Below are 24,604 nucleotides of genomic sequence, written 5' to 3' on the forward strand. Positions count from 1 at the left end.
GCGCTATTGCATCGCATCCGGCCATCACAGGTACAGCGCCGGGAAAATCAAATTATCCACCCCGCGTTCGCGCAATCTTTGCGCCAGGTGTTCCACATCCTCCGGCGTGGCGCTCGGCCAGTCCTTCGCCTCGCCATACACCCCGTGCGCATGAAAGGCATTCAGCCGTACCGGCACGTCACCTGAACCTCTGATAAATGCCGCCAGCGCATCAATATGCTGTAGATAATCCACCTGACCAGGGATAACCAGCAGGCGCAGTTCCGCAAGTTTCCCTTGCCCGGACAGAAAGGTAATGCTTTGTTTAATCAGCGTGTTATCGCGACCGGTCAACTGACGATGACACGTGCTGTCCCAGGCTTTTAAATCCAGCATTACGCCGTCGCACACCGGCAGCAGCTTCTGCCAGCCGGTTTCGCTCAGCATGCCATTGCTGTCGACCATACAGGTCAAGTGTTGCAGTTGCGGATCGGTTTTGATCGCACGAAACAGCGCCACAATAAACGGTAGCTGGGTTGTCGCTTCGCCGCCGCTGACCGTAATTCCCTCAATAAACAGTGCTGCCTTGCGAATATGCTGCAGCACCTCATCAACACTCATGATCTGCGCCATCGGCGTGGCCTGCTGGGGGCACATATGAAGGCAGGTGTCACACTGCTGACACAAATCGGACTGCCACCACACTTTACCCGCGCTCAGGCTCAGCGCCTCATGCGGGCAATGCAGCACACACTCCCCGCAGTCGTTGCAGCGTCCCATCGTCCACGGATTGTGGCAATTTTTACAGCGCAGATTACATCCCTGCAGAAACAGAGCCAGGCGACTGCCCGGCCCGTCGACGCAGGAGAAAGGGATAATCTTACTTACCGAAGCGCATCTGCTGTTCATGGCTAATCACGCGAGGTTGTCGTTCCAGAATGCGCGTATTACGCGCAGCTTCTTCGCCAAGCCAGGTGGTGTTGGTGCGAGAACCTTCGGCGCGATATTTTTCCAGATCCGACAGACGCACCATATAGCCGGTAACGCGAACCAGATCGTTGCCGCTCACGTTGGCGGTAAACTCACGCATCCCGGCTTTAAATGCGCCGAGGCACAGTTGCACCAGCGCCTGAGGATTACGCTTGATGGTTTCATCCAGCGTGAGAATGTCGCTGATCCCGGCGTGATAAAACGCGTGATGTGGCGCGACGGTTTGCAGATGAGTGATCGGGTCTGGTTCATCGCCGTAAGGCAGGCGTGCACCCGGTGTGGTGCCGATGTCAGAACTGATCCCCGACTGTGCATGCAGCATCGCGCGCTGCTTCCAGCCATATTTCACCGGGGTGCTTTCGACAAACTCCGCCAGTTGGGCGCTGATGCGATAGCCAAGCTGATTGGCGAACTCATCTTTTCCGTAGCGCGCATTTTGCCCCGCCTTATCGCACAGTAGATTCACCGCCTCCGCCAGGCCATACATGCCGAACATAGGCACAAAACGTTCGGGATCAATCAACCCTTCCTGCACGAGGAAGCTATTCTCAAAGAAATGTGATTTTTCATAGAGGAATTCACATCGTGAATCAATGATGGCGATTTGCTGTTGGCAATAGTGCGGTAGGGTGCGCGTAAAGAAGTCATCGACAGAGGCGCTGCGCTCTGCGATGGCTTTCAGATTAAGCCTGACCAGCGTGCTACCACCCCCGGCGAGCGGCAAAGAGTTGTAACAGCTGACGACGCCATACTGACTTTTTGTGAAAATTTTATCATTTTCAGGGCCATTGGAAATATGCGGCTTACTGCACTCGCAGATATTTTTCGCCACGCTGAGCAGCAGATCGTCAGGTGTGATTTGCGGGTCATAAATGAATGTCAGATTAGGCGAAACCTGCTTTAATTCTGCATCTGCGCGTAAAATTGCACGGGTAACTGGAGTATCGGCGGGGCCGATATTGGCATGCATAAACGCGTCTGGCAGGGTTCTGTCGAGATAACGCCAGAAACGTTTTATTCGAATATCGATCTCTTCTTGTGTTAGAATTCTAACATACGGTTGCAGCAGCGCATCGAGCTGGCCGAGATAAACCGGCATCGACGTCACTGACGGAACGTGGTGGTACAGGATGGTGAGTAAGGATAACGCATCATCAAGATCGCTGGCGCCTTCCAGCTCCAGCCACGATGAACCATTGGCCAGAAAACGCGCGTAATCGGGTAAAACGTAGCGCGGTTTGAACGGGGCATGACCTTCGTACATATCGCAGATTACCCTATCATCCAGCGCCTGACGTGCCTGTGCAGGTAGTTGCGGATAAGGCAGCGCGTTTTCAGCTTCCAGCGCCAGAAAGTGGCGTTTCTGCTCAGGGCTGAGCACCGGGCTGGTCACGATTTGTTGGCAACGCTGTTGCAGCGCGAGTTCGCTTGAAGTGGGCATCGTTGATTCCTTTTTGTCCCGAAGGTGTAACGCCATTGTAGAAAGCAACGCCGCCACAACCTTTGATCCGGATGCGCCTGATGCCACGGCATCCCTTTAGAAAAGGTAATTTATTTGAAGTAGATCTCATTAGAGTAATGCAAATCTGTATGTGGTTTTCATTAACTGTGATGTATATCGAAGTGTAATAGCGAGCGGATGTTAGAATACTAACAAACTCGCAAGGTGAAATTTTATACGGCGATGCCGTTGGAGAATGTTATGACCGATTTAACAGCAAGCAGCCTGCGTGCACTGAAACTGATGGACCTGACCACCCTGAATGACGACGACACTAATGAAAAAGTGATCGCGCTGTGTCATCAGGCGAAGACCCCGGTTGGCAACACTGCCGCAATCTGTATCTATCCGCGTTTCATCCCTATTGCGCGTAAGACTCTGAAAGAGCAGGGTACGCCGGACATCCGCATTGCAACCGTCACCAACTTCCCGCACGGCAACGACGACATCGAGATTGCGCTGGCGGAAACCCGCGCGGCGATCGCCTACGGTGCCGATGAAGTTGACGTGGTGTTCCCGTACCGTGCGCTGATCGCCGGTAACGAGCAGATTGGTTTTGATCTGGTTAAAGCTTGCAAAGACGCGTGTGCGGCGGCAAACGTGCTGCTGAAAGTGATCATCGAAACCGGTGAGCTGAAAGAAGAAGCACTGATTCGCAAAGCGTCTGAAATCTCCATCAAAGCCGGTGCTGATTTCATCAAAACGTCTACCGGTAAAGTGCCGGTCAATGCGACGCCGGAAAGCGCACGCATCATGATGGAAGTGATCCGCGACATGGGTGTTTCTAAAACTGTAGGTTTCAAACCGGCTGGCGGCGTGCGTACTGCAGAAGATGCACAGCAGTTCCTGGCGATTGCCGATGAACTGTTTGGCGCTGACTGGGCTGATTCTCGTCACTACCGTTTTGGCGCATCCAGCCTGCTGGCTAGCTTGCTGAAAGCGCTGGGTCACGGCGACGGCAAGAGCGCAAGCAGCTACTAAGCCCGTAGGCCGGATAAGGCGCAGCCGCCATCCGGCATTAAGACGACTGCCGGGTGGCGCGTTGCTTACCCGGCTTACAACGGCCTTCTACTCTTTCCCCCGGGGGTTACCGTGTTTCTCGCACAAGAAATTATTCGTAAAAAACGTGATGGTCATACGCTGAGCGATGAAGAAATTCGTTTCTTTATCAATGGCATTCGCGACAATACCATTTCTGAAGGGCAAATCGCCGCCCTGGCGATGACCATTTTTTTCCACGATATGACAATGCCTGAGCGTGTTTCGCTGACCATGGCAATGCGTGATTCAGGAACCGTGCTGGACTGGAAAAGCCTGCAGTTGAACGGCCCGATTGTGGATAAACACTCTACCGGCGGCGTAGGTGACGTAACGTCACTGATGTTAGGCCCGATGGTTGCTGCGTGCGGCGGCTATATTCCGATGATCTCCGGGCGTGGCCTGGGGCATACCGGCGGTACGCTCGATAAACTGGAAGCGATTCCTGGATTTGACATCTTCCCGGACGACGCGCGTTTCCGTGAAATTATTAAAGACGTGGGTGTGGCGATTATTGGGCAAACCAGCTCGCTCGCACCGGCGGATAAACGTTTTTATGCCACCCGCGATATTACCGCGACGGTGGATTCCATCCCGCTGATTACCGGTTCCATTCTGGCGAAAAAACTGGCGGAAGGGCTGGATGCGCTGGTGATGGATGTGAAAGTGGGCAGCGGTGCTTTTATGCCGACCTACGAGCTTTCTGAAGCCCTTGCTGAAGCGATTGTCGGCGTGGCAAACGGTGCGGGTGTACGTACCACCGCGCTGTTAACTGATATGAACCAGGTGTTGGCCTCCAGCGCAGGTAACGCGGTCGAAGTCCGCGAAGCGGTGCAGTTCCTGACCGGTGAATACCGCAATCCACGTCTGTTAGACGTCACCATGGCGCTGTGCGTGGAAATGCTGATCTCCGGCAACCTGGCGAAAGATGACGCCGAAGCCCGTGCGAAATTGCAGACGGTGCTGGATAACGGCAAAGCAGCAGAGATTTTTGGTCGCATGGTGGCGGCGCAAAAAGGCCCGACCGATTTCGTCGAAAATTATGCGAAGTACCTGCCGACGGCAATGCTCAGCAAAGCGGTATATGCTGATACCGAAGGCTTTGTCAGCGCGATGGATACCCGTGCGCTGGGAATGGCGGTTGTTTCCATGGGTGGCGGTCGTCGTCAGGCATCGGACACCATTGATTACAGCGTTGGCTTTAGCGATATGGCGCGTCTGGGCGACAGCGTAGACGGACAGCGCCCACTGGCGGTGATCCACGCCAAAGACGAAGCCAGCTGGCAGGAAGCGGCGAAAGCGGTCAAAGCGGCAATTAGCCTTGACGATAAAGCGCCAGAAATTACACCGACAGTCTATCGTCGTATTACCGAATAACTGTATACTGATCTGATCGCTTTTTTGCGGCGCAGATGTATGGAGAACAAGATGAAACGTGCATTTATTATGGTGCTGGACTCCTTTGGTATTGGTGCGACTGAAGATGCGGATCGCTTTGGCGACGTAGGTTCAGACACTATGGGACACATTGCAGAAGCCTGTGCGAAAGGTGAAGCTGACAATGGTCGCAAAGGTCCACTGAATCTGCCTAACCTGACCCGTCTGGGCCTGGTGAAAGCTCACGAAGGTTCTACTGGTAAAATTGCTGCTGGCATGGACGGCAACGCGGAAGTGATTGGTGCCTACGCATGGGCGCATGAACTTTCTTCCGGGAAAGACACGCCGTCTGGCCACTGGGAAATCGCGGGTGTTCCGGTTCTGTTTGACTGGGGATATTTCTCCGATCACGAAAACAGCTTCCCGCAAGAACTGCTGGATAAACTGGTAAAACGTGCCAACCTGCCGGGCTACCTCGGCAACTGCCACTCTTCCGGTACCGTGATCCTGGATCAACTGGGTGAAGAGCATATGAAAACCGGCAAGCCGATTTTCTATACCTCCGCTGACTCCGTGTTCCAGATTGCCTGCCACGAAGAGACTTTTGGCCTGGATAAGCTCTATGAGCTGTGCGAAATCGCCCGTGAAGAGCTGACCGAAGGTGGTTACAACATCGGTCGTGTTATCGCCCGTCCGTTTATCGGCGATAAAGCCGGTAACTTCCAGCGTACCGGTAACCGTCACGACCTGGCCGTTGAGCCGCCAGCACCGACCGTGTTGCAGAAACTGGTCGACGAGAAAGACGGTCACGTGGTTTCCGTCGGTAAAATCGCGGATATCTACGCTAACTGCGGCATCACCAAAAAAGTGAAAGCCACCGGTCTGGACGCGTTGTTCGACGCCACCATCAAAGAGATGAAAGAAGCCGGTGATAAGACCATCGTCTTCACCAACTTCGTTGATTTCGACTCTTCCTGGGGACATCGTCGCGATATCGCCGGTTATGCTGCGGGCCTGGAACTGTTCGACCGCCGTTTGCCTGAGTTGATGGAGCTGGTGGGTGAAGATGACATTCTGATCCTGACCGCTGACCACGGCTGCGACCCAAGCTGGACCGGCACTGACCATACCCGTGAGCACATTCCGGTACTGGTTTACGGCCCGAAAGTGAAACCAGGTTCTTTAGGTCACCGTGAAACCTTCGCGGATATCGGTCAGACGCTGGCGAGCTACTTTGGTACGTCGCCGATGGACTACGGTAAAAATATGCTCTGATGCAATTGCCCGGTGGCGCTTCGCTTACCGGGCCTACGGTTTTGTAGGCCGGGTAAGGCGCAGCCGCCACCCGGCAAAAACAACAATATAAAAGGAACTGAAGATGGCAACTCCACATATTAATGCAGAAATGGGTGATTTCGCTGACGTCGTATTGATGCCGGGCGACCCGCTGCGTGCAAAGCATATTGCTGAAACTTTCCTCGAAGATGTTCGTGAAGTGAACAACGTTCGCGGCATGTTAGGCTTCACCGGTACTTACAAAGGCCGTAAGATCTCCGTAATGGGCCACGGTATGGGTATCCCGTCCTGCTCCATCTACACCAAAGAGCTGATCACCGACTTCGGCGTGAAGAAAATCATTCGCGTAGGCTCCTGCGGCGCTGTGCGTATGGACGTTAAACTGCGTGACGTGGTTATCGGTATGGGTGCTTGCACCGACTCCAAAGTTAACCGTATCCGTTTTAAAGATCATGACTTTGCAGCTATCGCTGACTTCGACATGGTGCGTAACGCAGTTGATGCGGCAAAAGCGCTGGGTGTAGACGCTCGCGTTGGCAACCTGTTCTCCGCTGACCTGTTCTACTCTCCGGACGGTGAAATGTTCGACGTGATGGAAAAATACGGCGTGCTGGGCGTGGAAATGGAAGCGGCGGGTATCTACGGCGTGGCGGCGGAATTCGGTGCGAAAGCGCTGACCATCTGCACCGTATCCGACCATATCCGTACCCACGAGCAGACCACTGCCGCTGAGCGTCAGACGACCTTCAACGACATGATCAAAATCGCACTGGAATCCGTTCTGCTGGGCGATAAAGAGTAAGTTTTGTTGTGGCCCGGAGGCGCTGCGCTGGCCGGGCCTACGGGAATGCCGCTATTAATGCCTGATGGCGCTTCGCTTATCAGGCCTACGGGAGCGGTCTTGTAGGCCGGATAAGGCGCAGCCGCCATCCGGCAATTCGCCACTAATCGCTTAGCGCACGGCCTTTGCTACCCAAGCAGCCAGCTCACGCAACTCGCTTTCCTGATCTGGATACTCCGCAAGCAGCGCTTCACAAGTCTGCTGTAAAATATCGGCGCGATACTGGCAGCCCTGTAGTCGTTCTGCCAGTACTTCCAGCGGCGCAGGATTGAGGCTATCGGTGTAGACTTGGGTGCGGGTAATCACGCCTTTTTCGACGTCAAAATGAAGCTCTACGCCGCCCCAGGTGAAACGTTCGTCCAGTAAATGTGAAAAAGCAGGCGCCTGGCCAAAATTCCACTCCCAACTGCTCTGGCGGGCAAATGTTTCGGCGAAGTTCGGCAGATCCGGCGCTTTGTTTGGGGAGATGATCTCGGCTTCTACGCGTTCGCCGTAGTGGGCGAAAAAGGCTTCCGTGATGGCCTGACAGACCTGTTGATGAGTGATGCCCGGTAACAGCTCGGTCAAATTCGCTACGCGCGAGCGAACCGAAGTGATGCCTTTGGCGGCAAGTTTCTTTTTATCGGGATTGAGATAGTTTGCCAGGCGGCTGAGATCGGCATTCAACAGCAGCGTGCCGTGGTGGAATCCGCGATCTTTCGTTTCCCGATAAGCAGAGCCGGAAACTTTGCGATCGCCGTCCGGCGTTTTCACCACCAAATCGTTACGCCCGGAGGCATCAGCTTCTACGCCCAGCGAATTCAGCGCATTGAGGACGATCGCGGTGGAGATGGTTTTGTCGTATTCCGGTTTACCAGCCATAAAGGTAAAGCAGGTATTGCCTAAGTCATGGAACACCGCGCCGCCACCGCTGCTGCGCCTGGCGAGCCGCACGTTGTCTTCTTCCATGCGGCGTGTATTACACTCTTTCCATGGATTTTGCGCCCGGCCAATTACCACCGTATCGGCGTTACGCCACAAGAACAGAACGCGCTGCGTGGCGGGCATCTGGCGAAAAATGCACTCTTCGACCGCGAGGTTAAACCACGGATCGTAAGAGTCTGAGATAAGCAGGCGTAGTGTTGTCATGGTTGATTTCCCTTCTGTTTTACAGTTTTTACAGCTTTTATTCTATCTTCTCGTTGTCTTCTTCCTGCACCGGTTTGTTGGCAGTGAGAAGGAAAGGAGATTGCTGCCAGCGGGTACGCTTACCTTGCAATAAGGTGCGGGTCAGCACTACACCGATTGCTAGTGACAGTAGCAGCATCAGGCGTAAGATGTTGGTGGTGTTATCCACCTGCTTGGCTTCAGTAGCAAGAGTGTGGGTATCCAGCGTCAGGCGCAGATAGCCCAGCGGACCATTTTTTCCCTGAATGGGTTCGACAATCTGCTGGTTAAAATAGCCCCCGGCTTTTTTGCCGTCGAGCGCCAGACGGTCACGAACATTGACGCTCTCACCGGTGCGCGTAATCAGGTCTCCCTGTTCGTCGTACACGCCTGCGTCCAGAATACGGCTACTCTCCGTCAACTGCGTGAGCACCACCTTAATACGCTTTTCATCCGGCGTTTCGGTACGCATCAGCGGGGCGACGTTCAGCGCGACCTGACGGGCTAGCGTGCGGGCCAGCTCTTCGAGCTGCGGATTACGCTGCTGCTGGTGGCTTTGACTAAACCAGGAAGCCCCCTGCATCAGCGCGACGAGCAGCGCAAGGCAGGACAATACAATCACTGCACGATGAAGTCGGAATTTCAGTTTTGTGCGAGCCATATTCCACCTGCTGAAAATTTGAGACTTAATGTTGCCAGAAGCGCTGGTTACAGGGTAGCCTCATGCGTTATTTTCCCCTGATGATTCCGACCCGAACGATTTTACAGGAGCTTTAATGCCTAACATTACCTGGTGCGATCTACCTGAAGATGTCTCTCTGTGGCCAGGTCTGCCCCTCTCTTTAAGCGGTGATGAAGTGATGCCGCTGGATTACCACGCGGGCCGCAGTGGCTGGCTGCTGTACGGTCGTGGGCTGGATAAACAACGGTTAACGCAATACCAGAGTAAACTGGGCGCAGCGATGGTGATCGTGGCGGCGTGGTGCGTTGAGGATTATCAGGTAATTCGTCTGGCGGGCTCGTTAACGCCGCGTGCGGCAAAACTGGCGCATGACGCCAAACTGGATGTTGCGCCGCTGGGTAAAATTCCGCATCTGCGCACGCCGGGTTTGCTGGTGATGGACATGGATTCAACGGCTATCCAGATCGAATGCATTGATGAAATTGCTAAACTGGCCGGAACCGGCGAGATGGTTGCCGAAGTCACCGAACGCGCAATGCGCGGCGAGCTGGACTTTACCGCCAGCCTGCGCAGCCGCGTGGCGACGCTGAAGGGCGCTGATGCCAATATTCTGCACCAGGTGCGCGAAACATTGCCGCTAATGCCAGGCCTGACTCAGTTGGTGTTAAAACTGGAAACGCTTGGCTGGAAAGTGGCTATCGCTTCCGGCGGGTTTACTTTCTTTGCCGATTATCTGCGTAATAAGCTGCGCCTGACGGCAGCTGTGGCGAATGAGCTGGAGATCATGGACGGTAAATTTACTGGCAACGTGATCGGCGATATCGTCGATGCGCAGTACAAAGCCAGTACTCTGACCCGCCTGGCGCAAGAATATGAGATCCCGATGGCGCAGACGGTGGCGATCGGCGACGGTGCCAACGATCTGCCGATGATCAAAACGGCCGGGCTGGGCATTGCGTATCATGCGAAACCCAAAGTGAATGAAAAGACGGAGATTACTATCCGTCACGCTGACCTGATGGGCGTGTTCTGCATTCTCTCTGGCAGTATGAATCAGAAATAATGAGGTAAAACGTGGCAAAAGCTCCTAAACGCGCCTTTGTTTGTAATGAATGCGGGGCCGATTACCCGCGCTGGCAGGGGCAATGCAGCGCCTGTCAGGCCTGGAATACCATTACCGAGGTGCGCCTTGCCGCATCGCCAACGGTGGCGCGCAACGAGCGACTCAGCGGCTACGCCGGAAATGCGGGCGTTGCAAAAGTGCAGAAGCTCTCTGACATCAGCCTTGAGGAACTGCCGCGTTTTTCTACCGGATTTAAAGAGTTTGATCGCGTGCTCGGCGGTGGTGTGGTGCCCGGCAGCGCCATACTGATTGGCGGTAACCCTGGCGCGGGCAAATCAACGCTGCTGTTGCAAACGCTGTGCAGGCTCGCCGAGCAGATGAAAACCCTGTACGTCACCGGCGAAGAGTCGCTGCAACAGGTGGCGATGCGCGCGCATCGGCTTGGCCTGCCGACGGCGAACCTGAACATGCTGTCGGAAACCAGTATCGAACAAATTTGCCTGATTGCTGAAGAAGAACAGCCGAAGCTGATGGTGATCGACTCCATTCAGGTGATGCACATGGCGGATATTCAGTCTTCGCCGGGCAGCGTGGCGCAGGTGCGTGAAACCGCTGCTTACCTGACGCGCTTTGCTAAAACGCGCGGCGTGGCGATTGTGATGGTCGGCCACGTCACCAAAGATGGCTCGCTGGCTGGGCCGAAGGTACTGGAGCACTGTATTGACTGCTCGGTGTTGCTCGACGGCGACGCCGATTCCCGCTTCCGTACACTGCGTAGCCATAAAAACCGCTTTGGCGCGGTGAATGAGCTGGGCGTCTTTGCCATGACGGAACAGGGTCTGCGCGAAGTTAGCAACCCTTCTGCTATTTTCTTAAGCCGTGGCGATGAAGTCACTTCCGGTAGTTCGGTGATGGTAGTCTGGGAAGGCACGCGCCCGCTGCTGGTCGAGATTCAGGCGCTGGTCGATCACTCAATGATGGCGAACCCGCGTCGCGTGGCGGTCGGTCTGGAACAGAACCGTCTGGCGATTCTACTGGCGGTGCTGCATCGTCACGGTGGCTTGCAGATGGCGGATCAGGACGTGTTCGTTAACGTAGTCGGCGGCGTAAAAGTCACCGAAACCAGCGCCGACCTGGCGTTGCTGCTGGCAATGGTCTCCAGCTTGCGCGACAGGCCACTGCCACAGGACTTAGTGGTCTTTGGCGAAGTGGGGTTGGCAGGCGAAATCCGTCCGGTACCCAGCGGGCAGGAGCGTATTTCGGAAGCGGCGAAACACGGTTTTCGCCGGGCGATTGTTCCTGCCGCTAACGTACCGAAAAAAGTACCGGAAGGGATGCAGGTCTTTGGCGTTAAGAAGCTTGCGGATGCGTTAAGCGTGTTTGACGACCTATAATCAAATACCCGTACGTACTGAATTTGTAGGCCTGATAAGCGATGCGCCATCAGGCAGTGTTACGCGATTTTTCCAGCAGGAGGCTCTTGTGTCATTTGATTATCTGAAAACCGCCATTAAGAAAAAGGGTTGTACCCTGCAACAGGTGGCAGATGCCAGTGGCATGACCAAGGGATATCTAAGCCAGCTTCTGAATGCCAAAATTAAAAGCCCCAGCGCGCAAAAGCTGGAGGCGTTGCACCGTTTTCTCGGACTGGAGTTTCCGCGCCAGCAGAAAAATATCGGTGTGGTATTTGGTAAGTTTTATCCGCTGCATACCGGCCATATCTACCTTATCCAGCGCGCCTGTAGTCAGGTTGATGAACTGCATATCATCATGGGCTATGACGACACGCGCGATCGCAGTCTGTTTGAAGACAGTGCCATGTCGCAACAGCCTACGGTGCCCGATCGTCTACGCTGGCTGCTGCAAACCTTTAAGTATCAGAAAAATATCCGTATTCATGCCTTCAACGAAGAGGGCATGGAGCCGTATCCACACGGTTGGGACGTGTGGAGCAACGGGATCAAAACGTTTATGCAGGAGAAAGGGATCCAGCCAAACTGGATTTACACCTCTGAAGAATCAGATGCCCCGCAGTATCTCGAACATCTGGGGATCGAAACCGTGCTGGTGGATCCCAAGCGGACGTTTATGAGCATCAGCGGCGGGCAAATCCGTGAAAACCCGTTTCGCTACTGGGAGTATATTCCGACCGAAGTGAAGCCGTTTTTCGTGCGCACCGTGGCGATCCTCGGCGGGGAGTCGAGCGGTAAATCGACGCTGGTGAACAAGCTCGCCAACATCTTTAACACCACCAGTGCGTGGGAATATGGGCGTGATTACGTCTTCTCCCATTTGGGCGGCGATGAGATGGCGTTACAGTATTCTGATTACGATAAAATCGCACTGGGACAAGCGCAATACATTGATTTTGCTGTTAAGTACGCCAATAAAGTGGCGTTCATCGACACCGATTTCGTGACCACTCAGGCTTTCTGCAAAAAGTATGAAGGGCGTGAACACCCGTTTGTGCAAGCGCTGATTGACGAGTATCGCTTCGACCTGGTTATCCTGCTGGAAAACAACACCCCGTGGGTAGCGGATGGCTTGCGCAGCCTTGGAAGTTCGGTTGACAGAAAAGCGTTTCAGACGCTGCTGGTCGAGATGTTGCAGGAAAACAATATCAATTTTGTGCACGTTCAGGAGCCTGACTACGACGGCCGCTTCCTGCGCTGCGTGGAGCTGGTGAAAGAGTTGATGGGCGAGCAGAGGTAGGTTTTAATGCCGGATGCGCTGCGCTTATCCGGCCTACAAGTCGCACTAACCTCGTAGGCCGGATGTGGCATGAGGCCGCCATCCGGCACTTAACGCTAATTACTTAGAAATACGCTTGTACTTAATACGCTTCGGCTCCAGCGCATCGGCGCCCAACGTGCGTTTCTTGTACTCTTCGTATTCGGTAAAGTTACCTTCGAAGAACTCAACCTTACCCTCATCCTGATAATCCAGGATGTGGGTCGCGATACGGTCAAGGAACCAACGGTCGTGCGAGATAACCATCGCGCAACCCGGGAACTCCAGCAGGGCGTTTTCCAGCGCGCGCAGGGTTTCGATATCCAGGTCGTTGGTTGGTTCATCGAGCAGCAGCATGTTGCCGCCAACCTGCAGCAGCTTCGCCAGGTGCAGACGACCACGCTCACCGCCGGACAGCTCGCCGACGCGTTTACCCTGATCCACACCTTTGAAGTTAAAGCGGCCCACATAGGCACGGCTTGGCATTTCGGTGTTGCCGATCTTCATGATATCCAGCCCGCCGGACACTTCTTCCCACACGGTTTTGCTGTTATCCATTGCGTCACGGAACTGGTCAACGGAGGCCAGTTTGACGGTTTCACCCAGCGTGATGGTGCCGCTGTCAGGCTGTTCCTGGCCGGACATCATACGGAACAGGGTTGATTTACCCGCACCGTTCGGACCGATGATGCCGACGATAGCGCCTTTCGGTACCGAGAAGCTCAGGTCGTCGATCAGCACGCGATCGCCGTAAGATTTACGCAGATTAGTGACTTCAACGACTTTATCGCCCAGACGTGGTCCAGGTGGGATAAACAGTTCGTTGGTTTCGTTACGTTTCTGGTATTCGGTGTTATTCAGCTCTTCAAAGCGTGCCAGACGGGCTTTGCCCTTAGACTGACGGCCTTTCGCGCCCTGACGAACCCACTCCAGCTCTTTCTCAATGGATTTACGGCGAGCCGCTTCCTGAGAGGCTTCCTGGGCCAGACGCTGATCTTTCTGCTCCAGCCAGGAAGAGTAGTTACCTTCCCATGGAATACCTTCACCACGGTCCAGCTCCAGGATCCAGCCGGCAACGTTGTCGAGGAAGTAACGGTCGTGGGTAATTGCCACTACGGTACCTTCGAAGTCGTGCAGGAAGCGTTCCAGCCACGCGACGGATTCGGCGTCCAGGTGGTTAGTCGGTTCGTCGAGCAGCAGCATGTCTGGTTTTTCCAGCAGCAGGCGGCACAGCGCGACGCGGCGGCGTTCACCACCGGAAAGATTTTCAATTTTGGCATCCCAGTCCGGCAGACGCAGAGCGTCAGCGGCACGCTCAAGCTGCACGTTCAGGTTATGACCGTCGTGCGCCTGAATGATCTCTTCAAACTTGCCCTGTTGCGCGGCCAGCTTATCGAAGTCAGCGTCCGGTTCGGCGTACTTGGCGTACACTTCATCCAGACCTTTCAGCGCGTTAACCACTTCGGCAACCGCTTCTTCCACGGATTCACGAACGGTATGTTCCGGGTTCAGTTTTGGTTCCTGCGGCAGGTAACCGATTTTAATGCCTGGCTGCGGGCGAGCTTCACCTTCAATTTCGGTATCAATGCCAGCCATGATGCGCAGCAGGGTAGATTTACCCGCGCCGTTCAGACCGAGAACACCGATTTTGGCGCCAGGGAAGAAGCTCAGTGAGATGTTTTTAAGAATATGACGTTTCGGCGGAACGACCTTGCCGACACGATGCATGGTATAAACGAATTGGGCCACGTTGGACTCGCCTCTATGTTTATCCCGTCATACTTCAAGCCGCAGATGCGTTGGCTGTGTCGTTCACCCCAGTCACGTACTTTTGTACGCTCAGGGGATTCACTTCCTCGCCGCCTTGCTGCAACTTGAATTATTTAGGGCTAATTATTGGTAAATAGTTATCAAAGGCGAAGTGTAGCCTTTTTCATTGTCCAATCCCAGCCAGCAGATCCCACTCGCAACAAAAGTAAAAAAGTGTCCGTGACGTGGCGCATTCTGCAATGTCTGGTTAGCATGAATGAATTAAGCGGCATGATGCTGCACAGACGTAACATGAGAAGAGGAAGAGCTTGTGGACAAAGCCAAACAATTTACCTGGCGCCTGCTGGCTGCCAGCGTATGTCTGCTGACGGTCAGTCAAGTAGCGCGAGCGGATTCCCTGGATGAGCAGCGCAATCGCTATGCGCAAATTAAGCAGGTCTGGGATAACCGACAGATGGATGTCGTAGAGCAGATGATGCCTGGCCTGAAGAACTATCCTCTGTATCCTTATCTGGAATATCGCCAGATCACTGACGATCTGATGAATCAGCCCACCATTACCGTCACCAATTTTGTGCGCGCCAACCCGACGCTGCCCCCGGCGCGTACTCTGCAATCTCGTTTCGTGAATGAACTGGCGCGCCGCGAAGACTGGCGTGGGCTGCTGGCGTTCAGTCCGGAAAAACCGGGCACCACCGAAGCGCAATGTAACTATTACTTCGCGAAATGGAGTACCGGGCAAACTGAAGAAGCCTGGCAGGGGGCGAAAGAACTGTGGCTGAGCGGAAAAAGTCAGCCGAACGCCTGTGACAAATTATTCGGCGTATGGCGTGCCTCTGGCACTCAGGATCCGCTGGCGTATCTGGAACGTATTCGTCTGGCGATGAAAGCCGGGAATACCGGACTGGTCACGGCGTTGGCCGGACAGATGCCCGCGCAATACCAAACCATTGCTTCAGCGATCATCGCGCTGGCCAACGATCCGAATTCGGTAATGACCTTTGCTCGCACCACCGGCGCAACGGATTTCACCCGACAGATGGCGGCGGTCGCCTTTGCCAGCGTGGCGCGTCAGGATGTGGAGAATGCCCGCCTGATGATCCCTTCCCTGGTGCAGGCGCAACAGCTTAATGACGAGCAAACCCAGGAGCTGCGCGACATTGTCGCCTGGCGTCTGATGGGCAATGACGTTACCGACGAGCAGGCCAAATGGCGTGATGATGCGATTATGCGCTCCAACTCCACCTCGCTTGTGGAGCGCCGGGTGCGCATGGCGCTGGGAACCGGCGATCGTCGTGGCCTGAATACCTGGCTGGCGCGTCTGCCAATGGAAGCCAAAGAAAAAGATGAGTGGCGCTACTGGCAAGCGGATCTGCTGCTGGAGCGCGGACGCGATGCGGAAGCCAAAGAGATCCTGCACCAACTCATGCAGCAGCGCGGTTTCTATCCGATGGTGGCGGCACAGCGCCTGGGCGAAGAGTACGAGCTGAAAGTGGATAAAGCACCAGCGAACGTTGATTCTGCGCTGACTCAGGGCCCGGAAATGGCACGCGTCCGCGAGCTAATGTACTGGAACATGGATAATACTGCGCGCAGTGAATGGGCGAATCTGGTCACCAGCCGTACCAAGTCCGAGCAGGCTCAGTTGGCGCGTTACGCGTTCAACAATCACTGGTGGGATCTAAGCGTTCAGGCGACGATCGCCGGAAAGCTGTGGGATCATTTGGAAGAGCGCTTCCCATTGGCCTATAAAGATCTTTTTACCCGTTACACCAGCGGCAAGGATATTCAGCCAAGCTATGCGATGGCGATAGCGCGTCAGGAAAGCGCCTGGAACCCGAAAGTGAAATCACCGGTTGGCGCAAGCGGGCTGATGCAGATTATGCCGGGTACGGCGACGCATACGGTGAAAATGTTCTCGATTCCAGGTTACAGCAGTCCGAGCCAGCTATTGGATCCTGATACCAACATCAACATCGGAACCAGCTATTTGCAGTACGTGTATCAGCAATTTGGCAATAACCGCATCTTTGCGTCAGCAGCCTATAACGCCGGTCCGGGACGCGTTCGCACCTGGCTTGGCAATAGCGCTGGCCGCATTGATGCCGTCGCGTTTGTCGAGAGCATTCCATTCTCAGAGACGCGTGGTTATGTGAAGAACGTGCTGGCTTACGATGCGTACTATCGCTATTTCCTCGGTGATAAACCGGAGTTGATGAGCGACGCAGAATGGCAACGTCGTTACTGATCGTGTCGATTGTGTTATGCTATCGTACTCGTTAAAGAGTACAAAAGGGGGAGGCAAGCACGCTTCCCCCGCAACGATGGCGATATCTTATGACTCAGCAATCACCCTATTCAGCAGAGATGGCAGAACAACGTCACCAGGAGTGGTTACGTTTTGTCGATCTGCTTAAACACGCCTACGAACAAGATTTACACCTGCCACTGCTCAATTTGATGTTAACGCCGGATGAGCGTGAAGCGTTGGGCACGCGTGTGCGTATCATTGAAGAGCTGCTGCGCGGTGAGATGAGCCAGCGTGAGCTTAAAAACGAGCTCGGGGCGGGGATTGCTACTATTACGCGAGGATCGAACAGCCTCAAATCCGCGCCGGTGGATCTGCGTCAGTGGCTGGAACAGGTGTTGCTCGGGAAAAATTGATCCGCCGGATGTGGCTTTGCCTTATCCGGCCTACGATTGAACATCCGGCACAATGCTATAAATACACCGCGTTATGAAACGGGCTGAGCGCCAGAATCACCGCCTGATGGTAGACGCTCGAGCGCGTCAGCTTACCCGCGGTAAAGACGCCGATTGCGCCCTCTTTACGGCCAATCTCATCAATACCTGTATAGTCCGACATCACCGGGCCGAGTGCTTCACCTTTGCGGACTCTGTCGAGAATGACAGTAGGCAATGGCAGCGTGGCTGAACGGGCTTCACCGCGCCGGTGGCCGTTATCAATCACCACCCAACTGAAGGTGGCATCGTCGTCAATTCCTGCTTCAATGGCGACCCAGAAATCAGCCTGCGGGTGCTGGCGGCGAGCGTTATCAACGCGATTTCGTGCGCCAGTGCGCGTTTCCTGGTTTCCGAAAGGTTGTTCCGGCACGCCACTCTCGACGGCGACGGGTTCTATATGGCAGGATCCTTCCCCGAAAATCTCTTCAAATGCCCGCAGAATTGCCTGAATTTTGGCAGGATTGGTGGTCGCAGAGATAACCTTGTGCATAATTAAGCTCAGTTTGAAAATTCATCGCAGAGTCTACTCAAAGTATGACGAGTATATAACGGAAAAAAAGCATGTTACAGGTATACCTTGTTCGCCATGGCGAAACGCAGTGGAACGCCGAGCGACGTATTCAAGGCCAGTCAGACAGCCCACTAACCGCTAAAGGTGAACAGCAAGCCATGCAGGTGGGTGAACGCGCTCGCTCGTTTGGTATTACGCATGTCATCAGTAGCGATCTTGGTCGTACACGACGCACTGCAGAAATCATCGCCCAGGCCTGTGGCTGTGATATCACCTATGACTCCCGTCTGCGCGAGCTAAATATGGGTGTGCTGGAAAAACGTCACATCGATACGCTGACGCCGGAGGAAGAGGGCTGGCGTCGCCAGTTGGTGAACGGTACGGTGGATGGGCGTATCCCTGAAGGGGAATCGATGCAGGAATTGAGCGATCGCGTCAACGCAGCGCTGGCATCCTGTCTGGAATTGCCGCCGGGAAGTCGTCCGCTGCTGGTCAGTCACGGTATCGCGCTGGGTTGCCTGGTGAGTACAATTCTTGGATTACCGGCATGGGCTGAACGTCGCTTGCGTCTGCGCAACTGTTCTATTTCTCGCGTTGATTACCAGGAAAGCTTATGGCTGGCGCCGGGATGGGTCGTTGAAACGGCAGGGGACATCTCACATCTGGACGCCCCTGCGTTGGATGAACTACAGCGCTAGCGGCGAATCGGAATCAGGAATTCGCAGCGCAGGTTGATCGGGCGATCTCCCGCTTTGGCATCTTCTGCCGGGTAATATCGCTCGATATCCTGTCCTTTACGGCGCGTCAGGTTCAGCATTGGCATGCATGTGCCGTAAACCGTCAGGATAAACTCTTGCACGCCGGTTCCCAGCCCTTCGTAGGTAAACATCACGTACTCGCCACCCTGTAACAGGATAGGCTGCGCCGACGGCACATAGCCATTGGCCTGTTCCGGCGTCAGTGCAGTGGTGTAAAACACTTCCTGCTCGTCATCTTTTTCAATGCTCGGACGCGTTTCGTTAAGCCCGTACAGGACTGGCGGGATCGCAGGAGCCTGACTGAGGAAGTCGCGCCAGAACTGAATACGCATTTCATGACGGAAATCTGAAATCTGTTCCAGCGAGCAGGAATAGCTTTGCGTGGTGCCGAGTAGTTGCGTATCTTCCAGGGTGACAAACTCGTGCGCAGGCATCGCAAATTCACCCAGGCGCATTGGCGGGCGAATACCAAACGCACTCCATTCCGGGGAGCGACGATACAGCGCAGGCGTTTGGGAAAACTGTTTCTTGAACGCGCGAGTAAAGGTTTGTTGAGAGTCGAAGCGATATTGCAGCGCAATATCCAAAATTGGGCGCGCAGTCAGGCGCAGCGCCACTGCAGATTTCGATAAACGACGGGCGCGGATATAGGCGCCAATAGCATGGCCCGTCACGTCCTTAAACATTCTCTGCAGGTGCCACTTGGAATAGCCCGCTTTTGCCGCCACATTGTCAAGCGACAAAGGCTGATCCAGATGACCTTCCAGCCAGATTAATAGGTCGCGAATAATGCCAGCCTGATCCATAAAATATCCTCATCCTTTCAACAACGAGTACCTGACGTCAGGTATGAGGATAATAGCATTTTTTGCTGTTTTAGCATTCAGTGTTTTTTTTGCTCATAAATGCTTTTTTCGGACATACGAAAGCGTGATTATTGTAATCCTGTGATCTGTATACGTTTTATCTTAGAATGTCGAATAATTGCACAGAGTAACTTTTAAAAATGGTAACAATATGAAATATAAGAGCTTAGTCATTTCCTCAATTCTGCTGATGTTGGCGCAGGTTGCCCATGCGGAGCAGATTGGATCTGTCGATACGGTGTTCAAAATGTTCGGCCCGGATCATAAAATTGTGGTCGAAGCGTTTGACGATCCGGATGTTACCAACGTGACCTGCTACGTGAGTCGGGCGAAGACTGGCGGCATCAAAGGTGGTCTGGGGCTGGCGGAAGATACCTCCGATGCCGCCATTTCCTGCCAGCAGGTTGGGCCGGTAGAACTGAGCGACAGAATCAAGAACGGTAAAGCTCAGGGCGAAGTGGTATTTAAAAAACGTACCTCGCTGGTGTTTAAATCTTTACAGGTCGTGCGTTTTTACGATGCGAAACGTAATGCGCTGGCCTATCTGGCTTATTCAGATAAAGTCGTCGATGGATCGCCCAAAAATGCCATTAGTGCGGTACCCATCATGCCGTGGCGGCAATAACAAGGAAGCACAATGCAACAGCCGTTGATCTGGTTGGTTGAGGATGAGCAGGGAATCGCTGATACGCTTATCTACATGCTGCAGCAAGAGGGGTTTAGCGTAGAGGCGTTTGAGCGCGGATTTCCCGTGCTGGAGAAGTCTCGCCAGCAATGCCCTGATGCCATCATTCTGGATGTCGGGCTACCGGATATAAGCGGTTTTGAACTGTGCCGACGTTTACTTGAACGCCACCCGGCGTTGCCGATCCTGTTTCTGACCGCACGCAGCGATGAAGTGGATCGCCTGTTGGGGCTGGAAATTGGCGCGGATGACTATGTTGCCAAGCCTTTCTCGCCGCGTGAAGTGTGCGCGCGTGTGCGTACGCTGCTGCGGCGGGTGCAAAAATTCTCCACGCCTTCATTGACAACGCGCTGTGGGGATTTTGAACTTAATGAGCTGGCCGCGCAGATTACTTGGTTCGGCATGCCGTTGAACCTGACGCGCTATGAATTCCTGCTGCTGAAAACATTCCTGATGTCGCCGGGACGTATTTACTCCCGCCAACAACTGATGGATTTAGTCTGGGCCGATGCGCAGGATACCTTTGATAGAACGGTCGATACCCACATCAAAACGCTGCGCGCCAAGCTGCGGGCCATCAACCCCGAGCTTTCCCCCATCAATACGCATCGTGGTATGGGATACAGCCTGAGGAGCGTCTGATGCGCATTGGCATGCGTTTGCTGCTCGGCTATTTTCTGATTGTTGCCGTCGCTGCCTGGTTCGTTCTGTCTATCTTTGTGCAGGAAATTAAGCCAGGCGTCCGTCGAGCGACTGAGGGCACATTGATTGATACCGCCACGCTGCTGGCTGTGCTGGCGCGTGATGACTTACTCTCTGATACCCCCGCCAACGGCAAGCTGGCGCAGGCCTTTTCGCAACTGCATAACCGCCCATTCCGCGCCAATATCAGCGGCATTAACAAAGTACGTAATGAATACCATGTCTACATGACGGACGCACAGGGCAAGGTGGTGTTTGATTCAGCTAATCAGGCCGTCGGTCAGGACTACTCCCGCTGGAACGACGTGTGGTTAACATTACGTGGGCAGTATGGCGCTCGTAGTACGCCGCAAAATCCGGACGACCCGGAAAGCTCGGTGATGTACGTTGCCGCGCCGATTGTAGACGGTAGTCGTATTATCGGTGTGCTCAGTGTCGGCAAACCAAATGCAGCGATGGCGCCGGTGATTAAACGCAGTGAACGGCGAATGCTGTGGGCCAGCGCCGTATTGCTGGGTATTGCCCTGGTGATTGGCTTCGGGATGGTATGGTGGATAAACCGCTCCATTGCCCGGCTGGCGCGTTATGCCGACTCCGTTACTGAGAATCGCCCCGTCCCACTGCCTGATTTAGGCAGTAGCGAGTTACGCAAACTGGCGCAGGCGCTGGAAAGTATGCGTCTGAAGCTCGAAGGCAAGAACTACATTGAGCAGTATGTCTACGCGTTAACGCATGAGCTGAAAAGCCCGCTGGCGGCCATTCGTGGCGCGGCAGAGATACTGCGTGAAGGTCCGCCGCCAAACGTGGTAGCGCGCTTTACCGATAATATTCTGACGCAAAATGCGCGCATGCAGGCGCTGGTTGAAACCTTGTTACGTCAGGCGCGACTGGAGAATCGGCAGGACATTACGTTGACGCCAGTGGCGGTAGATGTACTGTTTGCTCAGCTCAAAGAGGCGCGTAGCGTGCAGCTGGCGGCAAAAAATATCACGCTGACCATTTTGCCTTCATCGCTTAGCGTCGCAGCCGATCCCGCGTTACTGGAGCAGGCATTGGGGAATTTACTCGACAACGCTATCGACTTTACGCCACTGGACGGGACGATTGTGCTGAGTGCACATCAGCACGAGGATCGGGTCACGTTGCAGGTTACCGACAGCGGTAGCGGGATCCCTGACTTTGCGTTGCCACGTATTTTTGAGCGCTTCTACTCGCTGCCCCGCGAGAATGGACACAAGAGCAGCGGTTTGGGGCTGGCGTTTGTCAGTGAAGTTGCACGACTGCATGAAGGCGCGGTGACATTATCTAACCGACCAGAGGGCGGTGCACAAGCTTCGTTTACGCTTCACCGTCACTTCACATAACTTCAAATTCTCCGCACATAGCTGTTCTACCTTGCTGATATTGCAAAGGAGAACGCTATGTTGAAATCACCCCTGTTCTGGAAAATCGTCACTCTGGGTGGCGCCATGCTGCTGCTGTTAATTCCCCTCACAATGGTCAGGCAGATAATCGTAGAGCGATCGGATTATCGCAATGACGTTGAAGATGCAATCCGCCAGAGCACCAGCGGACCGCAAAAGATGGTCGGCCCGTTGATAGCCATTCCGGTGACAGAGCTTTATACCTCGCTGGAGGATGGCAAAGAGATCCAGCGTAAGCGAAGCTATATCCATTTCTGGCTGCCGGAGTCGTTGGTGGTTGAGGGGAGTCAGAACGTTGAAGCGCGTAAAATCGGTATTTATGAGGGCCAGGTCTGGCACAATGACCTCTCGGTGAAGGCCGAGTTTAACGCTGAACGTTTGCGTGATTTAAACCATCCCAACGTCAGCGTCGGCAAACCATTTATCGTGGTTGGAGTGGGGGATGCGCGCGGGATTGGTGTGGTGCAAGCGCCGCAGGTCAATGGAACGTCGCTGGCGGTTGAGCCGGGGACGGGGTTGGATGGACGTGCGCAGGGGATCCACATTCCGTTACCCGACGCGAGCTGGGCGGAGCAAAACCTGAGCATGACGCTGTCGCTGAATTTGAGCGGAACAGGAGATTTCTCCGTTGTTCCGGTTGGCCGTAACAGTGAAATGACCTTAACCAGCAATTGGTCGCATCCCAACTTTCTTGGGGATTTTCTTCCGGCTAAGCGCGAAATCAGTGAGTCTGGATTCAATGCACAGTGGCAAAGCAGTTGGTTTGCCAATAACCTCGGCGAACGCTTTGATGGCGAAAAGATTGGCTGGGAGGGAATGCCTGCATTTAGCGTCGCTGTCGCCACGCCTGCGGATCAATACCAACTGACGGACAGGGCGACAAAATATGCCATTTTGCTGATTGTGCTGACCTTTATGTCTTTCTTTGTTCTTGAAAGCATGACCAGCCTTCGACTGCACCCGATGCAGTACCTGCTGGTGGGATTATCGCTGGTGATGTTTTATCTGTTGCTGCTGGCGTTGTCAGAACATATTGGTTTTACCGCCGCGTGGATTACGGCGAGTCTGGTGGGGGCGTTGATGAACGGTGTGTATCTGCAGGCGATATTACAGGGTTGGCTTAAGAGTATTTTGTTCACCGTAGCGCTGCTGGGGCTGGATGGTGTGATGTGGGTGTTGCTCCGTTCACAGGACAGCTCTTTACTGCTGGGAACCGGCGTGCTGTTGGTCGCGTTGTGTGGCGTGATGTTCCTGACGCGTCATCTTGACTGGCACTCGCTGGCACAGCCAAAACCAAAGCCGACAGAAATTCCGGAGTCTCAGCCTGCGCAGAGTGACGAGTTTCGCTTATGGAAATAGGGTTGTGGTGAAATGAAAAACGGCGCATATTGCGCCGTTTTTTTACCTGTGAGGATCGAATTAATCCTGCAGGTCGCCGCAGAAACGGTAGCCTTCCCCGTGAATGGTGGCGATGATTTCTGGCGTATCCGGCGTTGATTCGAAATGTTTACGAATGCGGCGGATAGTCACGTCAACGGTACGGTCATGCGGCTTCAGTTCGCGACCGGTCATTTTTTTCAGCAGTTCTGCGCGAGACTGGATTTTGCCCGGATTCTCACAGAAGTGAAGCATGGCGCGGAATTCGCTGCGTGGCAGTTTATACTGCTCGCCATCAGGACCAATCAGAGAGCGGCTGTTGATGTCCAGCTCCCAGCCATTGAACTTGTAGCTCTCGACGCTACGGCGTTCTTCGCTGACGGTACCCAGGTTCATGGTACGCGACAGCAGGTTACGAGCACGGATAGTCAGTTCGCGCGGGTTAAACGGCTTGGTGATGTAATCGTCTGCGCCGATTTCGAGGCCGAGAATTTTATCGACTTCGTTATCACGGCCCGTCAGGAACATCAGCGCAACGTTAGCTTGTTCGCGGAGTTCGCGCGCTAACAGGAGGCCATTTTTCCCAGGCAGATTGATATCCATAATCACAAGGTTGATGTCATATTCAGAGAGAATCTGATGCATTTCCGCGCCATCTGTCGCTTCGAATACATCATAGCCTTCTGCTTCGAAAATGCTTTTCAACGTGTTGCGTGTTACTAACTCGTCTTCAACGATAAGAATGTGCGGGGTCTGCATGTTTGCTACCTAAATTGCCAACTAAATCGAAACAGGAAGTACAAAAGTCCCTGACCTGCCTGATGCATGCCGTAAATTAACATGATCGGCGTAACATGACTAAAGTACGTAATTGCGTTCTTGATGCACTTTCCATCAACGTCAACAACATCATTAGCTTGGTCGTGGGTAGTTTCCCTCTGGACCCGACAGTGTCAAAAACGGCTGTCATCCTAACCATTTTAACAGCAACATAACAGGCTAAGACATGCCGGACACCCAATAAAACTACGCTTCGTTGACATATATCAAGTTCAATTGTAGCACGTTAACAGTTTGATGAAATCAACGTATCCAAATGTTTGCTTTCATCACAAAATTGCAA

General features: G+C 54.0%; 23 protein-coding genes. 15 read left to right on the forward strand and 8 right to left on the reverse strand.

The genetic code is table 11. The annotated features are described in order from the left end of the window. Positions 1–24 precede the first annotated feature (24 nt). Together WN16_RS06870 and WN16_RS06875 are read right to left on the reverse strand one after the other, a co-directional pair. On the reverse strand, positions 25–888 hold the full coding sequence (locus WN16_RS06870; protein WP_044699058.1) for a YjjW family glycine radical enzyme activase: 864 nt from the start codon (positions 886–888) through the stop codon (positions 25–27). Beyond that, positions 860–2,410: a YjjI family glycine radical enzyme gene (locus WN16_RS06875; protein ID WP_044699056.1), complete on the reverse strand. Its 1,551-nt coding sequence runs from the start codon at positions 2,408–2,410 to the stop codon at positions 860–862. The genes WN16_RS06870 and WN16_RS06875 overlap by 29 nt, the downstream gene beginning before the upstream one ends. A gap of 261 nt (positions 2,411–2,671) precedes the next feature. On the opposite strand from WN16_RS06875, the gene deoC reads away from it, so the two are divergent. The 4 genes from deoC to deoD all read left to right on the forward strand — a co-directional run bounded on the left by deoC (position 2,672) and on the right by deoD (position 6,983). Then, positions 2,672–3,451 carry a deoxyribose-phosphate aldolase gene (gene deoC, locus WN16_RS06880; RefSeq protein ID WP_003019042.1) on the forward strand — a complete coding sequence of 260 codons (780 nt, stop codon included), beginning with the start codon at positions 2,672–2,674 and terminating at the stop codon, positions 3,449–3,451. Positions 3,452–3,562: 111 nt separating this feature from the next. Beyond that, positions 3,563–4,885: a thymidine phosphorylase gene (deoA, locus tag WN16_RS06885; protein WP_003019040.1), complete on the forward strand. Its 1,323-nt coding sequence runs from the start codon at positions 3,563–3,565 to the stop codon at positions 4,883–4,885. Between the two features lie 51 nt (positions 4,886–4,936). Further along, on the forward strand, positions 4,937–6,160 hold the full coding sequence (gene deoB / locus WN16_RS06890; protein ID WP_003019037.1) for a phosphopentomutase: 1,224 nt from the start codon (positions 4,937–4,939) through the stop codon (positions 6,158–6,160). A 103-nt stretch (positions 6,161–6,263) separates the two neighbouring features. Beyond that, on the forward strand, positions 6,264–6,983 hold the full coding sequence (gene deoD, locus WN16_RS06895; RefSeq protein ID WP_000224864.1) for a purine-nucleoside phosphorylase: 720 nt from the start codon (positions 6,264–6,266) through the stop codon (positions 6,981–6,983). A 150-nt stretch (positions 6,984–7,133) separates the two neighbouring features. Here the strand turns inward: deoD and lplA are convergent, their stop codons facing one another. Next, positions 7,134–8,150, reverse strand: a complete 1,017-nt coding sequence (gene lplA, locus WN16_RS06900) for a lipoate--protein ligase LplA (protein ID WP_044699053.1) — start codon at positions 8,148–8,150, stop codon at positions 7,134–7,136. 37 nt (positions 8,151–8,187) lie between these two features. Beyond that, the gene (locus WN16_RS06905) at positions 8,188–8,829 is read right to left on the reverse strand and encodes a YtjB family periplasmic protein (protein ID WP_044699051.1); all 642 of its coding nucleotides are present in this window, start codon (positions 8,827–8,829) and stop codon (positions 8,188–8,190) included. A 115-nt stretch (positions 8,830–8,944) separates the two neighbouring features. Between WN16_RS06905 and serB the strand changes: the two genes are divergently transcribed. The 3 genes from serB to nadR are packed head-to-tail and all read left to right on the forward strand — an operon-like array spanning position 8,945 to position 12,625. After that, positions 8,945–9,913, forward strand: coding sequence for a phosphoserine phosphatase (serB, locus tag WN16_RS06915; protein WP_003019027.1), 969 nt, complete (start codon positions 8,945–8,947; stop codon positions 9,911–9,913). 11 nt (positions 9,914–9,924) lie between these two features. Then, positions 9,925–11,307 carry a DNA repair protein RadA gene (gene radA, locus WN16_RS06920; RefSeq protein WP_001728171.1) on the forward strand — a complete coding sequence of 461 codons (1,383 nt, stop codon included), beginning with the start codon at positions 9,925–9,927 and terminating at the stop codon, positions 11,305–11,307. A 34-nt stretch (positions 11,308–11,341) separates the two neighbouring features. Beyond that, positions 11,342–12,625 carry a multifunctional transcriptional regulator/nicotinamide-nucleotide adenylyltransferase/ribosylnicotinamide kinase NadR gene (gene nadR, locus WN16_RS06925; protein ID WP_170864046.1) on the forward strand — a complete coding sequence of 428 codons (1,284 nt, stop codon included), beginning with the start codon at positions 11,342–11,344 and terminating at the stop codon, positions 12,623–12,625. Positions 12,626–12,724: 99 nt separating this feature from the next. Here nadR and ettA read toward each other — a convergent pair whose 3' ends face one another. Next, on the reverse strand, positions 12,725–14,392 hold the full coding sequence (gene ettA / locus WN16_RS06930) for an energy-dependent translational throttle protein EttA (protein WP_003845630.1): 1,668 nt from the start codon (positions 14,390–14,392) through the stop codon (positions 12,725–12,727). 331 nt (positions 14,393–14,723) lie between these two features. Here ettA and sltY point away from each other — a divergent pair, with 331 nt between their 5' ends. Next, positions 14,724–16,661: a murein transglycosylase gene (gene sltY, locus WN16_RS06935; RefSeq protein ID WP_044699047.1), complete on the forward strand. Its 1,938-nt coding sequence runs from the start codon at positions 14,724–14,726 to the stop codon at positions 16,659–16,661. A gap of 89 nt (positions 16,662–16,750) precedes the next feature. Next, positions 16,751–17,077, forward strand: coding sequence for a trp operon repressor (trpR, locus tag WN16_RS06940; RefSeq protein WP_003837292.1), 327 nt, complete (start codon positions 16,751–16,753; stop codon positions 17,075–17,077). Positions 17,078–17,132: 55 nt separating this feature from the next. On the opposite strand, the gene yjjX is transcribed toward trpR, so the two are convergent. Beyond that, positions 17,133–17,648: an inosine/xanthosine triphosphatase gene (gene yjjX / locus WN16_RS06945; RefSeq protein ID WP_016149519.1), complete on the reverse strand. Its 516-nt coding sequence runs from the start codon at positions 17,646–17,648 to the stop codon at positions 17,133–17,135. A 71-nt stretch (positions 17,649–17,719) separates the two neighbouring features. Between yjjX and gpmB the strand changes: the two genes are divergently transcribed. Continuing rightward, positions 17,720–18,367 (forward strand): 2,3-diphosphoglycerate-dependent phosphoglycerate mutase GpmB, encoded by a 648-nt coding sequence (gpmB, locus tag WN16_RS06950; RefSeq protein WP_003019006.1) that lies wholly within the window; start codon positions 17,720–17,722, stop codon positions 18,365–18,367. Here gpmB and robA read toward each other — a convergent pair. Then, positions 18,364–19,233, reverse strand: coding sequence for an MDR efflux pump AcrAB transcriptional activator RobA (gene robA / locus WN16_RS06955; protein WP_003837295.1), 870 nt, complete (start codon positions 19,231–19,233; stop codon positions 18,364–18,366). The genes gpmB and robA overlap by 4 nt on opposite strands. A 211-nt stretch (positions 19,234–19,444) precedes the next feature. Here robA and creA point away from each other — a divergent pair, with 211 nt between their 5' ends. Genes creA through creD form a run of 4 tightly spaced genes read left to right on the forward strand, consistent with a single transcriptional unit; the run spans position 19,445 to position 23,463 of the window. Continuing rightward, positions 19,445–19,918 (forward strand): protein CreA, encoded by a 474-nt coding sequence (gene creA / locus WN16_RS06960; RefSeq protein ID WP_003018998.1) that lies wholly within the window; start codon positions 19,445–19,447, stop codon positions 19,916–19,918. A gap of 12 nt (positions 19,919–19,930) precedes the next feature. Next, complete coding sequence (gene creB, locus WN16_RS06965; RefSeq protein ID WP_016149520.1) at positions 19,931–20,620, forward strand: two-component system response regulator CreB; 690 nt, start codon at positions 19,931–19,933, stop codon at positions 20,618–20,620. Continuing rightward, positions 20,620–22,044: a two-component system sensor histidine kinase CreC gene (gene creC / locus WN16_RS06970; RefSeq protein WP_044699045.1), complete on the forward strand. Its 1,425-nt coding sequence runs from the start codon at positions 20,620–20,622 to the stop codon at positions 22,042–22,044. The genes creB and creC overlap by 1 nt, the downstream gene beginning before the upstream one ends. A 57-nt stretch (positions 22,045–22,101) precedes the next feature. Next, a complete protein-coding gene (gene creD / locus WN16_RS06975; RefSeq protein WP_016149522.1) occupies positions 22,102–23,463 on the forward strand; it encodes a cell envelope integrity protein CreD in 1,362 nt (453 codons plus the stop codon). A 60-nt stretch (positions 23,464–23,523) separates the two neighbouring features. Here the strand turns inward: creD and arcA are convergent, their stop codons facing one another. After that, positions 23,524–24,240 (reverse strand): two-component system response regulator ArcA, encoded by a 717-nt coding sequence (gene arcA / locus WN16_RS06980; RefSeq protein WP_001194359.1) that lies wholly within the window; start codon positions 24,238–24,240, stop codon positions 23,524–23,526. A gap of 95 nt (positions 24,241–24,335) precedes the next feature. On the opposite strand from arcA, the gene yjjY reads away from it, so the two are divergent. Next, a complete protein-coding gene (gene yjjY / locus WN16_RS06985) occupies positions 24,336–24,476 on the forward strand; it encodes a protein YjjY (RefSeq protein WP_042998021.1) in 141 nt (46 codons plus the stop codon). The last annotated feature ends 128 nt before the right edge of the window (positions 24,477–24,604 follow it).

Origin of the sequence: Citrobacter sp. ABFQG (assembly GCF_004322975.1) — a bacterium.
GTDB lineage: Bacteria > Pseudomonadota > Gammaproteobacteria > Enterobacterales > Enterobacteriaceae > Citrobacter > Citrobacter freundii.

Bases quoted from the DNA above. Each gene is read 5' to 3' on its own strand.
- robA (WP_003837295.1), bottom strand. From the start codon at position 19,233: ATGGATCAGGCTGGCATTATTCGCGACCTATTAATCTGGCTGGAAGGT.
- WN16_RS06905 (WP_044699051.1), bottom strand. From the start codon at position 8,829: ATGGCTCGCACAAAACTGAAATTCCGACTTCATCGTGCAGTGATTGTA.
- WN16_RS06875 (WP_044699056.1), bottom strand. From the start codon at position 2,410: ATGCCCACTTCAAGCGAACTCGCGCTGCAACAGCGTTGCCAACAAATC.
- lplA (WP_044699053.1), bottom strand. From the start codon at position 8,150: ATGACAACACTACGCCTGCTTATCTCAGACTCTTACGATCCGTGGTTT.
- yjjX (WP_016149519.1), bottom strand. From the start codon at position 17,648: ATGCACAAGGTTATCTCTGCGACCACCAATCCTGCCAAAATTCAGGCA.
- deoD (WP_000224864.1), top strand. From the start codon at position 6,264: ATGGCAACTCCACATATTAATGCAGAAATGGGTGATTTCGCTGACGTC.
- deoC (WP_003019042.1), top strand. From the start codon at position 2,672: ATGACCGATTTAACAGCAAGCAGCCTGCGTGCACTGAAACTGATGGAC.
- creC (WP_044699045.1), top strand. From the start codon at position 20,620: ATGCGCATTGGCATGCGTTTGCTGCTCGGCTATTTTCTGATTGTTGCC.
- yjjY (WP_042998021.1), top strand. From the start codon at position 24,336: ATGACTAAAGTACGTAATTGCGTTCTTGATGCACTTTCCATCAACGTC.
- creA (WP_003018998.1), top strand. From the start codon at position 19,445: ATGAAATATAAGAGCTTAGTCATTTCCTCAATTCTGCTGATGTTGGCG.
- WN16_RS06870 (WP_044699058.1), bottom strand. From the start codon at position 888: ATGAACAGCAGATGCGCTTCGGTAAGTAAGATTATCCCTTTCTCCTGC.
- creD (WP_016149522.1), top strand. From the start codon at position 22,102: ATGTTGAAATCACCCCTGTTCTGGAAAATCGTCACTCTGGGTGGCGCC.
- deoB (WP_003019037.1), top strand. From the start codon at position 4,937: ATGAAACGTGCATTTATTATGGTGCTGGACTCCTTTGGTATTGGTGCG.
- trpR (WP_003837292.1), top strand. From the start codon at position 16,751: ATGACTCAGCAATCACCCTATTCAGCAGAGATGGCAGAACAACGTCAC.
- creB (WP_016149520.1), top strand. From the start codon at position 19,931: ATGCAACAGCCGTTGATCTGGTTGGTTGAGGATGAGCAGGGAATCGCT.
- arcA (WP_001194359.1), bottom strand. From the start codon at position 24,240: ATGCAGACCCCGCACATTCTTATCGTTGAAGACGAGTTAGTAACACGC.
- gpmB (WP_003019006.1), top strand. From the start codon at position 17,720: ATGTTACAGGTATACCTTGTTCGCCATGGCGAAACGCAGTGGAACGCC.
- serB (WP_003019027.1), top strand. From the start codon at position 8,945: ATGCCTAACATTACCTGGTGCGATCTACCTGAAGATGTCTCTCTGTGG.